This window comes from Streptomyces sp. NPDC024698, assembly GCF_055559015.1.
Map to the genome: position 1 here is coordinate 199,142 of NZ_JBVHLK010000005.1, position 13,814 is coordinate 212,955.

The following is a 13,814-nucleotide window of genomic DNA, read 5'->3' on the forward strand; positions in this document are numbered from 1 at the left end:
CATGAGCAGGCCCGAGCGTCCCGTCCTCGTCGTCATCGCCCACGGCAGCCGCGATCCGCGGCACGCCGCGACGGTGCACGCCCTGGTGCGAAGGGTGCGCGCCCAGCGCCCGGGCCTGCGCGTGGAGACCGGGTTCCTCGACTTCAACATCCCTTCCGTGCAAGGGGTGCTGACGTCGCTGGCGGCGGAGGGGGTGCGCGACGTGGTGGCGCTGCCGCTGCTGCTGACCCGCGCCTTCCACGCCAAGTCGGACATCCCGGCGGTGCTGCGCGAGGCACCGTCACAGCTGCGGATCCGGCGGGCGGAGGTGCTCGGCCCGTCCCCGCTGCTGAACTCCGCGCTCGAACGACGGCTGTACGAGGCCGGGCTCGCGCCCGCCGACAAGTCCCGGACCGGGGTCGTACTGGCCTCGGCCGGGTCCACCGACCCGGAGGCGATCGCGGTGATCGCAGACATCGCGCGGGAGTGGCGGCACACCGGTTGGTGCGCCGTGCGGCCCGCGTTCGCCTCCGCGGCCCTCCCCCGCACCGAGGACGCCGTCCGCGAGCTGCGTGCCCTCGGCTGCGAGCGCGTGGCCGTCGCCCCGTACGTCCTGGCCCCCGGTTTCCTGCCGGACCGCATCGCCCGGGGCGCCGCCGAGGCGGACGTGCTCGGCGATGTCCTCGGTCCGGCGCCCGAGGTGGCGCGGGTCCTGCTGGACCGCTACGACGAGGCCCGGATGCCGTCGCTGGCCGCGGTCGGCGCCTGACCCGCGCGCGGCACCCCTTCCAGGGCCTGTCTGACAATTCGCGTCGTCGCCCGGAGGGCGGCCCTGCGGCGTCAGGCGCGTGCTCTCGGCGTGCCTGCCCCAGGCCTGCGTACTGGACGTACTCGGGTCTGGGGCCGGTGCGGCGAGAGTGCGTGCATGGCGTCGCAGGGCAGACGCGAATTGTCAGACAGGCCCTAGGGGTCAGTCGAAGGAGAGCCCGCCGGTCCGGGTCCGCTTGAGCTCGAAGAAGTCGGGGTGGGCGGCCAGGACACGGAAGCTGTCGAAGAGTTCGGCGGCCTTCTCGCCGCGCGGGACGGCCCGGAGCACGGGGCCGAACCACACCGTTCCGTCGACGTGGACGGTGGGGGTGCCGACATAGGCTCCCGTGTCCGCCTCGGCTCCGGCGTCGTGGCTGCGGCGCACCGCCTCGTCGTACGAGGGGTCGTGGGCCGCGTCGGCGAGGGCGGCCGGGAGCCCGAGCTCGGCGAGCGACTCGGCGACCACCGCGTCGAAGTCCTTCGCCCCGCGCTCGTGGATGCGGGTGCCGAAGGCGGTGTACAGCTCGCGCAGCACCTTCTCGCCGTGCGCCTCGGCGGCGGCCACCGCGACCCGTACCGGACCGATGGACCGGTCCACCAGATCCCGGTACCAGTCGGGCAGTTCGTTGCCGGTGTTGTGGAGGTACAGGCTCATGGCGTGGAACCGGAGGTCGAGCGGACGGCTCCGCTCGACCTCCAGGATCCAGCGCGAGGTGATCCAGGCGAAGGGGCAGGCGGGGTCGAACCAGAAGTCGACCCGGGTGGGCGAGGTGGTTGTCATACCGTCGACGCTAGTGGCCCGGTGGCACGGAAACCCGGCCCACTTCCGTACGGAGAACGTGGGCCACTTCTCCGGTTCGGACCTCGGGCGCTACACGGCGGACAGGCGTGGATCCCGGCCGCTGTGGGCGAGGGCGCGGTCGAAGGCGGGGGCGTCCTCAGGGACGTCCACCGGGTCGGCGAAGCCGTCGTACCGGCGGTAGAGCTCGGCGTGGGTGTCGACCACGCCGAGGACGAAGCGGGCGGCGCCGTCCGAGACGCGGAACGTGCCTCCCGTGGCCGCGGCGACGTCCCAGCCGTGCACCGCCATCTCCTTGACGATCATCGCGGCGATGTCCGCCGCGGGCATCCTCGCGGAGCCGAGCTCGACCTCGCCGTCCCACACGGCGGGGTCCTCCCAGGCCGCGACCGCGCGGTCGAGCTGTTCGGCGTAGGCCTCGGCCCAGCCGGGTTCGGCCGTGAAGTCGCGCGCGGTCAGCTCGTCGGGCAGCTGCTTGCGCAGGGCCCGGTGCTCCAGGCCGTGCGAGGTGTAGAGGACCCAGTGGTTCACCAGGGTGCGGACGTCCCAGTCCGTGCAGTGCGAGGGCCCGGGCAGCTGCGCGTCGGTGACACCGCGGGCCACCCGGGCCGCCTCGGCGGCGCATTCGGCCATGTGCGGATACACGTTCTCGTACGCATCGTTCATGGCGTCCACGCTAGGGACCGGGAGTCGCCGGTTCTTGAACAAACGCGACAGCGTCGGCGGGACCGTACGGCGTGCCCTGATGGAAGTAGAGGAGCCAGTCGTCGCCGAGGAGCCGCCACAGGGAACTCCGGTGCGCCCGGCGGCCGTTGTTGTCGGTGTCGAAGGTCAGGTGGACCAGGTCGGGGGCGAGCTGCACGCCCTTCACATGCGAGGTCGTGGTGCGGCTGCCGTCCTCCGTGCCGGCGGCGAGCAGCGCGACGGTCGCGGCGCGGTCCCAGATACGGCCGGAGGCACCGAACTCGTAGAAGTCGGGGTGCAGCAGCGCGCCGACGAGGTCGGCCGAGCGGCGCACCGCCGGGTCGAGCAGGCGCAGTTCGCCCTCGATGGCGGCCTCCACGGCGGCATTGCGCTCAAGCACCGGTCAGCTCCTCCAGTTTGACGACGGTGTTCCAGTTACGCGTGGTGGCGAGGAGGCCCTTGAGCAGTCTGGCCTTCCCCAGGGTCTCCGCCAGCTTGGAGCGGCCTAGGCCGTCGGGCGCGTAGAGGTAGAGGGCGCGGTCCCCGAGGCGGAACTCCTCGGGGAGGAAGGCAGCGGGTTCGACGGAGGCGAAACGCTCGGCGTCGACGGGGTGCGAGAAGTACGTGATGTGCAGCTGCCTGGCCTCGAGCTCGGCGGCCGGGAACGGGCAGGCCTCCCGGACGGCCCGCAGATAGGCGTGATCGCGGACGAGGACGCCGACACCGAAGCCGAAATGTTCCTCGATGGCGCCGGAGAGCTCCCCGGCGAGCGACTCCTCGTCCCCGGCACCGCTGCTGAACACCGCGTTGCCGCTCTGGAGATAGGTGCGGACGTCGCCGTACCCGAGCCCTTCCATCAGGGTCCGCAGCTCGGCCATCGGCACCTTCTTCGCACCGCCCACGTTGATGCCGCGCAGCAGCGCCGCGTACGTCGTCGTCATCCGCACACCATAGGCCGGGCGCCCTGCCACCGGGCGTGGGCGCGACGGCCGTGCCGCGGGGAGCCGTCCGCGTGCCGAGGGGAGCAGTCCGCCCCTGCCGCGGGCCGGTCCGGTCCCTGAGCGGCGTCCCCGAGAAGTGCCGTTACGTGTAAGGGGCTTCTGTCCTCCCCAGTGCGGAGAACGCGGGGTCCGCGGGGAGGAGCGGGAGGCGCGACGGTTCACCGGACAGTACGAGGAGACAGGCTTATCGGGCCCTTACCTTCGATAGGAAAGGTGGCGGCAGGGGCTGTCACCGTGCTCAAGGGGGCAGGCCCGTCATGGGGAACACGGACACACGGGTGCGCGGCATCGCCGCGCGAGCAGGCGGCTGGAGCGCCCGCCACCGATGGGCGGCCGTCGGAATCTGGGTGCTGTTCGTCGTCCTGGCGATGGGCCTCGGCTCCGCGGCGGGCCGTGTCGACGTCAACGAGAGTGACCAGCTCAAGGGCGAGACGCACACCGCCGCGAAGATCATCGAGGACGCCGGCATCAAGGAGCCGGCCAGTGAGACGGTCCTGATCCAGGCGAAGGGCACGGGCCTCAAGGCCACGGACGCCGAGTTCAGGAGCGCGGTCTCGGCGGTCGTCGAGGCGGTGGGCACCACCGGCAAGGTCACCGATGTGACCTCGCCCTACGACACGAAATCGATCTCGAAGGACGGGCGCAGCGCGCTCGTCCAGTTCGACATGCGCGGCGACGCGGACACGGCGGGTGATCGCGTCGCGCCCGTGCTGGACGCCGTCAAGGGTGTGCAGAAGGACCACGCCGGGCTGCGGATCGAGGAGATCGGCGGCGCGAGCATGAAGAAGCAGTACGACGACGCGTTCGGCGACGACTTCCAGAAGGCCGAGCTCTCCGCGGTCCCCGTGGCGCTGGGCATCCTGCTGATCGCGTTCGGCGCGCTGGTGGCGGCGCTGCTTCCGGTGGCGCTCGCGGTCACCGCCATCATGGCGACGATGGGCCTGATGGGCATCGTCAGCCATCTGATGCCGATGAGCGACACGGCCAACTCCGTGATGCTGCTGGTGGGTCTGGCCGTCGGCGTCGACTACTGCCTGTTCTATCTGCGGCGTGAGCGCGAGGAACGCGAGGCGGGCCGTGACGCCGGTACGGCGCTGCGGATCGCCGCCGCCACCAGTGGCCGCGCCATCATCGTCTCCGGCGTCACGGTGTGCGTGGCGATGGCGGGCATGCTCTTCACCGGGCTGGCCCAGTTCGAGGCGATGGGCCTGGCCTCGCTGATGGTCGTCGCCGTCGCCATGGTCGGCTCGGTCACCGTGCTGCCCGCGCTGCTCTCCCTGCTCGGCGAGCGGGTCGAGAAGGGCCGCGTTCCGTTCCTGCACCGGGCCAGGCGGCGCGCCGCGGGCGCCGGCCGGGGCAACCGGCGGCCCGCCGACGAGGGCAGCCGTTTCTGGGGTGCCGTTCTGCGGGTGGTGCTCGCCAGGCCCGCCGTCTCCTTGTTCGTGGCGACCGGAGTGCTGCTCGCCATCGCCGCTCCGGCCCTCGGCATGAAGACCCAGCAGCTCACCCTGGACAAGGAGTTCGGCAACTCGCTGTCGATCGTCGGCACCTACAACCGGGTCAACGAGGCCTTCCCCGGCGGCTCCGAGCCGGCCGAGGTGGTCGTCAGGGCGCGGGACATCAACGCCGCCGAGGTGAAGACCGCGCTCGCCGACTTCCGTACGGCGGCGGTCACTTCGGGCGCCTCGCGCGGTCCGATCGACATCAGGGTGCACGCCGATCACAATGTCGCCCTCGTCTTCGTCCCGCTGGTCGGCGGCTCCGACCAGGCCAAGGCGGAGAAGAGCCTGGAGCTGCTGCGCGACACGGTGCGCCCGCGGACGCTCGGCAAGATCGACGGTCTCCAGGCACCCATCACCGGCCAGGTCGCGGGGTCCCGCGACTTCAACGACCAGCTCATCGGCTCGGTGACCCCGGTGTTCGCCTTCGTGGTCGTGTTCGCCTTCGTCCTGATGCTGCTGTCCTTCCGTTCCCTGACGATCGCGGTCACCTCGATCGTGCTCAACCTCCTGTCGGTGGCGGCCGCGTACGGCATCCTGGTCGCGGTCTTCCAGCACGGCTGGGGCGCGTCGCTGGTGGGCGCGGCGGGCGTCGGCGCCATCGTCACCTGGCTGCCGCTGTTCCTGTTCGTGATCCTCTTCGGGCTCTCGATGGACTACCACGTGTTCGTGGTGTCCCGGATCCGTGAGGCCCGGATGCGGGGCCGCAGCACCAAGGACGCGATCCGGCACGGGGTGGTCACCACGGCCGGTGTCGTCACCAGCGCCGCCGTCATCATGGTCGCCGTCTTCGCGATCTTCGGAACGCTGTCCATGCAGTCCATGAAGCAGATGGGTGTGGGCCTGGCGGCCGCGGTGCTCATCGACGCGACGGTCATCCGGGGTGTGCTGCTCCCCGCGGTGATGGCGCTGCTCGGGGAGCGCAACTGGTATCTGCCGAAGTGGCTGAACCGGATGCCCGACCTCACGCACGACGAGGCTCCCGAGGCCGTGGCCGCGCCGGTGCGGAAGGACGAGCGGGCCAAGGTGTAGCCGTCCGCCGGTCTCGCCTGTGCAGGGCCTGCCCGTCTCACCTGTGAAGGGTCTGCCGGTCTCCTCCTCCCGGAGGGGCCGACAGGCCCTTTCGCCGGTCCGGCCTGGGCGAATGCGACACTGGCCGACGGACGGCGCGCACCTGGAGCCGTCGTGGTGCGGGGGCCGCGCGGGCGGTACGCGAGGACATGGAGGCGAGTGATGGACGAGGCACGGGCGCGGGACGTACTGGCCGCGGCGAAGGTGCTGCTGGGGCCGGCGCGGGACGCCTCGCTCCTCGCCCTCGGCGAGAACGCGGTGTTCGGCTCCGGCGATCTGGTCGTCAAGGTGGGGCGTGACGCCGAACTCCTCGACCGGGCGCGCCGCGAACTGGCCGTCGCCGCGTGGCTCGCGGACTCGGGCGTCCCCGCGGTACGGGCCGCCGACCCCAAGGCCCTGCTGGTCGACGGACACCCGGTGACGGTGTGGCACCGGCTGCCCGATGCCGTCCGCCCCGCCGAGCCGCGCGATCTGGCGGAGCTGCTGCGGGTGGTGCACGCGCTGCCCTCCCCCTCCTTCGCGCTGCCGCCCCGCGAGCTCCTCGGCGGTGTGGAGCGCTGGCTGCGTCTGGCCGGCGAGGCGATCGACCCCGTGGACGCGGCGTATCTGCGGGAGCGGCGCGACGGCTTCGCCGCGGCGGCCGCGGCGCTCGTCCCGCATCTGCCGCCCGGCCCGATCCACGGCGACGCGCTGCCCCGCAACGTCCATGTCGGCCCGGACGGACCGGTCCTGGTCGACCTGGAGACCGTCTCCGCGGATCTGCGGGAGCACGATCTGGTGGTCATGGCCCTGTCCCGCGACCGCTACGGACTTCCCGCCGAGGCCTACGACTCCTTCACCGAGGTGTACGGGTGGGACGTCAGGGCGTGGGAGGGCTGCTCGGTGCTGCGGGGTGCCCGCGAGACGGCCAGCTGTGCCTGGGTCGCCCAGCACGCGCCGACGAACCCCAAGGCGCTGGCCGAGTTCGAGCGCCGGGTGGCGTCGCTGCGGGACGGCGACGAGACGGTGCGCTGGTACCCGTTCTGACGTGACCGGCCCGACCGGCTCGTCCGGGCTGACCGGCTTATCCGGGCTGACCGGCTTATCCGGGCTGACCGGCTTATCCGGCTTCCCCGGCTCGACGTCGGAAGCCCGCCCTGGGTCCGCCCCGGGGCCGCCCGGAGATCAGACGCGTTCGTCCGCCAGGTCCCGCAGCGGCCAGGTGCCGTCCACCACCGCGTCCGTCTCGCCCTTGCGGCGCAGGAAGGCCTGGAAGTCGGCCGCCCAGTCCGCGTACCACTCGATCTGGCGGCGGTGCAGCTCGACCGGGCCGAGGGCGGCGACCTTGGGGTGGCGGCCGGCTATCGCGCAGGCGAGCCGGGCGGCGGCCAGCGCGTCGGCCGAGGCGTCGTGCGCGGAGTCCAGGACCACTCCGTACTCGGTGCAGACCGCCTCCAGGTTGCGCTTGCCCCGTCGGTAGCGGTCCACGGAGCGGTCGATCGTGTACGGGTCGATGACGGGAGCGGGGTCGACGCCGCCGAGCCGCTCGCTCAGCGACGGCAGTCCGTGGCGCCGCAGCTCGGCGGAGAGCAGCGTGAGGTCGAAGGCCGCGTTGTAGGCGACGACCGGGACGCCGGTGCGCCAGTACGTGACGAGGACCTCCGCGATGGCGTCGGCGACCTCGTCCGCGGGACGGCCCTCGGCGGTCGCCCGCTCATTGCTGATCCCGTGCACCGCCACCGCGTCGACCGGGATCTCCACGCCCGGATCGGCCAGCCACTCACGGCGGCCCAGCGGCTCCGAGTCCCTGACCTCTATCACGGCGCCCGTGACGATGCGCGACTCGCGCGGATCGGTCCCGGTCGTCTCCAGGTCGAAGCCGATCAGCAGCTCCCGGTGCCAGCCCATGGGTGGCCCCCCTTCCTCGTGGTGCTTTCCCCCAGTGGTCTCCACGATCGCACGACCCACTGACAATCCCGGGACCGCGTTCCACCGGGACGCAAGGAACGGCGTCTCAGGACACGGGCCGCGAATCGGCCCAGGCCACCTCGAACTCCTCGCGATAGGTGGGGAAAAGTCCCTCGTCACCCATTTCGTCCGGTTTGAGGACCCGGCTCCCGCCGCGCAGCACGAGGACCGGCGCCTCCATGCCACGGGTGCGGCGCAGATAGGACTGCACGATCGCGACCCCGTCCGAGCCGTCCCCGTCGACGAGGTACGCGGTGAAGCGGGGCGTCTCGTCGTAGACCTGGATCTCGAAGGCGTCCGGGTCGCGCAGCCGGGACCGCACCCGCCGCATGTGCAGGATGTTCATCTCGACCGACCGGCTCAACTCCCCGCGCTTGATTCCGAGTTCGCGCTCGCGTCGCTTGACGGCGCTGGAGGCGGGGTTCAGGAACAGCAGCCGGGTGCGGCAGCCGGACTCGGCGAGGCGGACGAGCCGGCGCCCGGAGAAGTTCTGCACCAGCAGGTTCAGGCCGATGCCGATCGCGTCGAGCCGCCGGGCTCCGCCGAAGAGGTCCTCGGCGGGGAACTGGCGCAGCAGCCGCACCCGGTCGGAGTGCACGCCGACGACGTCGCCGTAGCGGTCGCCCACCAGGTCCTCGACGGCGTCCACGGGCAGCCGGCGCGCGGAGGGCACGTCGCTCCCGGCGCCGAGGATCTCCAGGAGCTTGGCCGCGGCCCGCTCGGCCTGGTTCAGTACGGCCTCGGACAGGGCACGGTTGCGCGACACGACGTTCCGGGTCACTTCGAGTTCGTCCAGGGCGAGTTCGACGTCCCGGCGTTCGTCGAAGTACGGCTCGAAGCACGGCCAGTGCTGGACCATCAGCTCGCGCAGCTGGGGCAGCGTGAGGAAGCTCAGCACGTTGTCGTCCGCCGGGTCGAGCAAGTACCCCTTGCGGCGGCTGACTTCGCGTACGGCGACCGCGCGCTGCACCCATTCCTGGCCGGCAGGACCCGCGGCGGCGACCACCCAGTCGTCGCCGTGGACGGGTTCGTAGATGGGCCGGAGAACAGCGGCCACGACCGCGCGCAGCCGCTGTTCGACCAGGTTCAGCCAGATGTAGGCGCGCCCGGCGCGCTGGGCGCGTGTACGCACCTCGCGCCAGGCGTCGGCGCCCCAGTCCAGTTCCGGTCCGATGGATCCCATCTCCATCGGCCGGGCCAGGGACACCGCGCCGGGTGGGACATCTGTGGAGTTCCCCTCGTGACCCTCGTCACCAGGAGGCAGCTCCAGCCCTCCCGAGCCCACCCGCGCACCGCCTTCCGCTCCCCCGAGCACTCCCCAGGGGCCAGGCCCCAATCAACGATCAAGGAAGGGTACTCCGGGAGCGGCGAGCGGTGCAGCCCGATGCACAGGTCGTTTCCCAACTACCTAGGTTCGACATGCCCGTTCTGGTTCGCGAGCTCCGGCGGAGTGAGCGGATTCATAGCGGTGACGTCACGCGGGGCGATGGAGAATCCCTGCCAGTGGACCGGCATCGGCTGCTGGTCCTCGTCCCTGGCGATGTGGTGGAAGCCCACGTTGACCCAGACCACGGGGTGGGTGAGCGTCTGGCCGTCGACGTACCTGTCGACGGATTTGCCGTGCCCGGCACCGCAGTTGCGCAGGTTGTCGCTCGCGAACTGCTCGCAACTGTTGTACTCGGTGAAGTAGACGTCGTGCTTGGTGAACGCGTGACCGAGGTACTTGGTGGTCGCGCCCGGGACTATCTCGTACGAACGTGCGTGGTTGTCCTTGTTCTTGCCCGAGTTGCTGACGAGGCGCCACCAGCGCATGTTCTTGGCGTCGCCGGCCAGTTCCTTGGTGACCTTGGTGACCGTGGTCTTGTTGCTGGGGGCCTGCTGGCCCTGCGCGGGCGGGCTGACCACGGAGTCGTACTGCTCGACCTTCTCCTTGGACGAGCCGTCCAGGGCGAAGTTGAGCCGCCAGAAGATGTTGTGGCTGTGGCTCGTGGCGTAGTCCTTGGCACCCTTGCCGAGCGGCCAGCCGCGGCCGTCGCCCGCGTCGTAGTCACCGGGGGACAGGCTGCCGGTGGCGCCGACGTTCATGTTGATGGTGCCGTCGTCCTGGAAGCGCCACTCGGTGATGTACTCGTACCAGCCGACCTTGTTGACGGTGTAGATCAGCAGGTCCTTGCCCTGCTTCTGGAAGACCTTGTTCCCGGTGTCGGCCTCCATCCGGTAGGCGTGACCGCGTGAACGGGTCGTGGTGCACAGGCCCTTGACGTTCGCGTGCTGCGGGTCCCAGGCGTCGGGGACCTTGACCGTCTTGATGGCACCGCCGGGACACTCGGCCGGGACCATGTCGACCAGTCCCTGTCCGAAGCCGGCGCCGGTCAGGTCGCTGTACTCGACCGAGCCGTCGTCGTAGGGGACGTCGATCTGGGCGAGCTTGGCGGTGCTGAGGACCTTGATCGGGGCGGCCTCGCCGGGGGGCTGGTAGGAGATGTTCTCCAGGACGAGCCCGGCCTCGCTCTCGTAGTGCCAGCACATCCGCCAGGTGGTGCCGGTGGAGAGCTTCTGTTCGATCTGGTACGCGGAGCTGCACGCGGGCGCCGGGGCCGGCGCGGACCTGGGCTGGGCGACGGCCGGTCCCGCGGCCGTCGTGGCTCCGGCCGCCAGGGCGAGCGTCGAGAGGCCCACGGCCGCCCGGCTGCGGGCACGGCTGTTTCTGTTGACGCGCATGAAGAGACGACTCCTTGCGGAAAGCTGTGAAGGTGGGAAGGAAAGAAGGGCGGCGCTCAGCCGAGCTTGCCGACCTTGCGAGCGCTCAGGTCGATCACCAGGTCACGGCTGTCGATCCAGGGCCCGTTCTTGACCTTCGGGAAGAGCCGGACGCACCGGTGCTCGCCGCAGGCGCCGAGAACGGCGGGCTGGGCGCCGGATGTGGCGCGGTAGACCATGCTGTTGAGCATCAGCTGGTCGGGCGAGGTGAGTTCCTTGCCGGTCGCGTCCTTGAAGTCGGCCTTGAGGCCCGCGCCGAGCGGATCGGCGATCAGCAGCCTGGCCGCCTCGGTCATCTCGTCACGGCTGATGGGCGGCTGGACGCCGTGCTGGACGCCCGTCCCCGCGACCTTCCCCGTGTCGAGGTCGACGGTCTTGGTGACGAGCGTGTCGTTCTTGTAGTCGTAGAACGTGAGGTCGGCCCGGCGTGGCGCGTTCGGGTTGTCCAGATCGGCCGTCTCGGGCTCGGCGAGGTCGACTCCGATGCGCTGCGGTCCGCGCGCCCCCTCGACGTTCTCGCTGGAGTTGAAGAGCTGCCGGCTCACCGCGATCTGTTCGGCGCGCCGCATCTCGTCGTCGGTCAGCGGGTCGCGGCCCGTGCCCTTTCGGCCCTCGGCCGGCGCCCGCTCGACGACTCCGGGCCGCACGGCGCCGCCCTGCCCGTCCTGGCCCGACTGCGCGGTCCCGGCGCCTCCGCCGCTCCCGGTCGTTCCGCCCGATTCGTCGGCCCCCGCCGACCCCGGAAGGGTGACACCGATCATCACGGCCGTCCCCGCCACCGCGATGGCCGCACCCGCCACCACCTTGCCCAGATGGCGGTGCACTATCTTGCGCACATTTCCCCCTACTCCCCCTACTTCCCCAGGAGTCGTTTGAGTCCCACTGGTTCGGCATACGAGATATGCCTGGTCGCGGGGTAAGAGGGATGTAAGTCATAGGAGGTTCCATCAATTTCGAGGAGACTCGGCCCGGACTCGCCCCCAGGGGCACGGCACTACTGGAAGAGTCATATCCATGCAGGTCTGGCCTGGCGAGGCGTATCCACTCGGTGCCACGTACGACGGTGCCGGTACCAATTTCGCGGTCTTCTCGGAGGCCGCCGACCGTATTGAGCTGTGTCTTCTGCACGACGACGGCTCGGAGACGGCCGTGGAACTGCGGGAGACCGACGCGTTCGTGCGGCACGCGTTCCTGCCCGGCATCATGCCGGGACAGCGCTACGGCTTCCGGGTGCACGGGCGGTACGCGCCCGAGCGCGGGCAGCGCGCCAACTCGGCGAAGCTGCTGCTCGACCCGTACGCGCGTGCGATCTCGGGCTCCATCGGCTGGGGCGAGGAGGTGTACGGCTATCCGTTCGGATCACCCGACAAGCGCAACGACCTCGACTCGGCACCGCACACCATGTCGTCGGTCGTGGTCAATCCGTACTTCGACTGGGGCGACGACCGGCGCCCCCGGACGGAGTACCACCACACGGTGATCTACGAGGCCCATGTGAAGGGCCTCACGATGCTCCATCCGGACCTCCCCGACGAGCTGCGCGGCACCTACGCGGCCCTCGCGCATCCGGCGATCATCGGGCACCTGACGGAACTGGGCGTCACGGCGCTGGAACTGATGCCCGTACACCAGTTCGTGAACGACCACCGGCTGTCCGACATGGGCCTCGCCAACTACTGGGGCTACAACACGATCGGCTTCTTCGCCCCGCACAACGCGTACGCCTCCTGGGGCGACCGGGGCCAGCAGGTGCTGGAGTTCAAGTCGGCCGTCCGGGCCCTGCACGAGGCCGGCATCGAGGTCATCCTGGACGTGGTCTACAACCACACGGCCGAGGGCAACCACCTGGGCCCGACCCTCTCCTTCAGGGGCCTCGACAACGCCTCGTACTACCGGCTGGCGGACGACCCCCGCTACTACATGGACACCACGGGCACCGGCAACTCGCTCCTGATGCGCTCCCCGCACGTGCTCCAGCTGATCATGGACTCGCTGCGCTACTGGGTCACCGACATGCACGTGGACGGCTTCCGCTTCGACCTCGCGGCCACCCTGGCGCGCCAGTTCCACGAGGTGGACCGGCTGTCGTCCTTCTTCGACCTCGTCCAGCAGGACCCGGTGGTCTCCCAGGTGAAGCTGATCGCCGAGCCCTGGGACGTCGGCGAGGGCGGCTATCAGGTGGGCAACTTCCCGCCGCTGTGGACCGAGTGGAACGGCAAGTACCGCGACACCGTACGGGACCTGTGGCGCGGTGAGCCGCGCACGCTGGCCGAGTTCGCGTCCCGGTTGACCGGCTCCTCCGACCTCTACCAGGACGACGGCCGCCGTCCGCTCGCCTCCATCAACTTCGTGACCTGCCACGACGGCTTCACCCTGAACGATCTCGTGTCGTACAACAACAAGCACAACCAGGCCAACGGCGAGGACAACCGCGACGGCGAGAGCCACAACCGCTCCTGGAACTGCGGCGCCGAGGGTGAGACGGACGACGCGGGCGTGCTGGCGCTGCGGGGCCGGCAGCGGCGCAACTTCATCGCGACCCTGATGCTCTCCCAGGGCGTGCCGATGCTCAGCCACGGCGACGAGTTCGCGCGCTCCCAGGGCGGCAACAACAACGCCTACTGCCAGGACAGCGAGCTGGCCTGGGTGCCCTGGCCCGAGGAGGACCGCGAGCTCCTCGACTTCACCCGCGCGATGGTGTGGCTGCGCCGGGACCATCCCGTCTTCCGGCGGCGGCGCTTCTTCCACGGGCGGCCCGTCCAGGGCACCCACGACGAACTCTCCGACATCGCGTGGTTCACCCCCGAGGGCCAGGAGATGACCCAGCACGACTGGGGGTCGGCCCAGGCCCGGGCGCTGTCCGTGTTCCTGAACGGCAACGCGATCTCCGAGCCGGGCGCCCGCGGGGAGCGCATCAGTGACGACTCCTTCCTGCTGATGTTCAACGCCTCCCCCAAGTCGCTGGAATTCGTCGTGCCGGCCGATCACGGCCGTCAGTGGCAGGTCGTCGTCGACACGTCCCTGCCGGAGGGGGTGGCCCCCGGGACGGGCGCCAAGGTCACGGCCGGCGACCGGCTCACCCTGGTCGACCGGAGCCTGACCGTGCTTCAGCGGCCCGTCTAGGAGGACCGCTTTCCCGCCCCGCGCGCGTGGGGCCGCCTCGCCGGGGGCACGCGCGCGCGGGGCGGAGCCGTACGAGCCCGTCCCCGCGCGCGGGCAGGGGCCGTGCGTGCCCTTGTGCGGGCCGCGATGACAGAAAGGCGGCCG

At 70.9% G+C, this 13,814-nt stretch carries 12 protein-coding genes; 4 read left to right on the forward strand and 8 right to left on the reverse strand.

Annotation, left to right across the window (positions count from 1 at the left end; genetic code table 11):
* Nucleotide 1 precedes the first annotated feature (1 nt).
* Nucleotides 2–748 (forward strand): sirohydrochlorin chelatase, encoded by a 747-nt coding sequence (locus tag ACZ4AA_RS14320; RefSeq protein WP_467600830.1) that lies wholly within the window; start codon nucleotides 2–4, stop codon nucleotides 746–748.
* Between the two features lie 201 nt (nucleotides 749–949).
* Here the strand turns inward: ACZ4AA_RS14320 and ACZ4AA_RS14325 are convergent, their stop codons facing one another.
* The 4 genes from ACZ4AA_RS14325 to ACZ4AA_RS14340 form a co-directional block, all read right to left on the reverse strand.
* The gene (locus tag ACZ4AA_RS14325; RefSeq protein WP_467600833.1) at nucleotides 950–1,567 is read right to left on the reverse strand and encodes a mycothiol-dependent nitroreductase Rv2466c family protein; all 618 of its coding nucleotides are present in this window, start codon (nucleotides 1,565–1,567) and stop codon (nucleotides 950–952) included.
* Between the two features lie 90 nt (nucleotides 1,568–1,657).
* The gene (locus ACZ4AA_RS14330; RefSeq protein WP_467600836.1) at nucleotides 1,658–2,251 is read right to left on the reverse strand and encodes a TIGR03086 family metal-binding protein; all 594 of its coding nucleotides are present in this window, start codon (nucleotides 2,249–2,251) and stop codon (nucleotides 1,658–1,660) included.
* 10 nt (nucleotides 2,252–2,261) lie between these two features.
* On the reverse strand, nucleotides 2,262–2,669 hold the full coding sequence (locus ACZ4AA_RS14335; RefSeq protein ID WP_467600839.1) for a nuclear transport factor 2 family protein: 408 nt from the start codon (nucleotides 2,667–2,669) through the stop codon (nucleotides 2,262–2,264).
* On the reverse strand, nucleotides 2,662–3,210 hold the full coding sequence (locus tag ACZ4AA_RS14340) for a DUF1697 domain-containing protein (RefSeq protein WP_467600842.1): 549 nt from the start codon (nucleotides 3,208–3,210) through the stop codon (nucleotides 2,662–2,664). The genes ACZ4AA_RS14335 and ACZ4AA_RS14340 overlap by 8 nt, the downstream gene beginning before the upstream one ends.
* 317 nt (nucleotides 3,211–3,527) lie before the next feature.
* Here ACZ4AA_RS14340 and ACZ4AA_RS14345 point away from each other — a divergent pair, with 317 nt between their 5' ends.
* Both ACZ4AA_RS14345 and ACZ4AA_RS14350 read left to right on the forward strand, forming a co-directional pair.
* Nucleotides 3,528–5,801, forward strand: a complete 2,274-nt coding sequence (locus tag ACZ4AA_RS14345; protein ID WP_467600846.1) for an MMPL family transporter — start codon at nucleotides 3,528–3,530, stop codon at nucleotides 5,799–5,801.
* Nucleotides 5,802–6,002: 201 nt separating this feature from the next.
* A complete protein-coding gene (locus ACZ4AA_RS14350) occupies nucleotides 6,003–6,866 on the forward strand; it encodes a phosphotransferase enzyme family protein (protein ID WP_467600849.1) in 864 nt (287 codons plus the stop codon).
* A gap of 138 nt (nucleotides 6,867–7,004) precedes the next feature.
* Here ACZ4AA_RS14350 and ACZ4AA_RS14355 read toward each other — a convergent pair whose 3' ends face one another.
* The 4 genes from ACZ4AA_RS14355 to ACZ4AA_RS14370 all read right to left on the reverse strand — a co-directional run bounded on the left by ACZ4AA_RS14355 (nucleotide 7,005) and on the right by ACZ4AA_RS14370 (nucleotide 11,383).
* Nucleotides 7,005–7,727, reverse strand: coding sequence for an exonuclease domain-containing protein (locus tag ACZ4AA_RS14355; RefSeq protein ID WP_467600852.1), 723 nt, complete (start codon nucleotides 7,725–7,727; stop codon nucleotides 7,005–7,007).
* A 106-nt stretch (nucleotides 7,728–7,833) separates the two neighbouring features.
* Nucleotides 7,834–9,072 carry an SAV2148 family HEPN domain-containing protein gene (locus tag ACZ4AA_RS14360; RefSeq protein WP_467600855.1) on the reverse strand — a complete coding sequence of 413 codons (1,239 nt, stop codon included), beginning with the start codon at nucleotides 9,070–9,072 and terminating at the stop codon, nucleotides 7,834–7,836.
* A gap of 119 nt (nucleotides 9,073–9,191) precedes the next feature.
* A complete protein-coding gene (locus ACZ4AA_RS14365; protein ID WP_467600858.1) occupies nucleotides 9,192–10,508 on the reverse strand; it encodes a copper amine oxidase in 1,317 nt (438 codons plus the stop codon).
* Between the two features lie 56 nt (nucleotides 10,509–10,564).
* Nucleotides 10,565–11,383, reverse strand: coding sequence for a Tat pathway signal sequence domain protein (locus ACZ4AA_RS14370; RefSeq protein WP_467600861.1), 819 nt, complete (start codon nucleotides 11,381–11,383; stop codon nucleotides 10,565–10,567).
* A 178-nt stretch (nucleotides 11,384–11,561) separates the two neighbouring features.
* Here ACZ4AA_RS14370 and glgX point away from each other — a divergent pair, with 178 nt between their 5' ends.
* Entirely contained in the window at nucleotides 11,562–13,670 is a 2,109-nt protein-coding gene (gene glgX / locus ACZ4AA_RS14375) for a glycogen debranching protein GlgX (RefSeq protein ID WP_467600864.1), read from the forward strand.
* The last annotated feature ends 144 nt before the right edge of the window (nucleotides 13,671–13,814 follow it).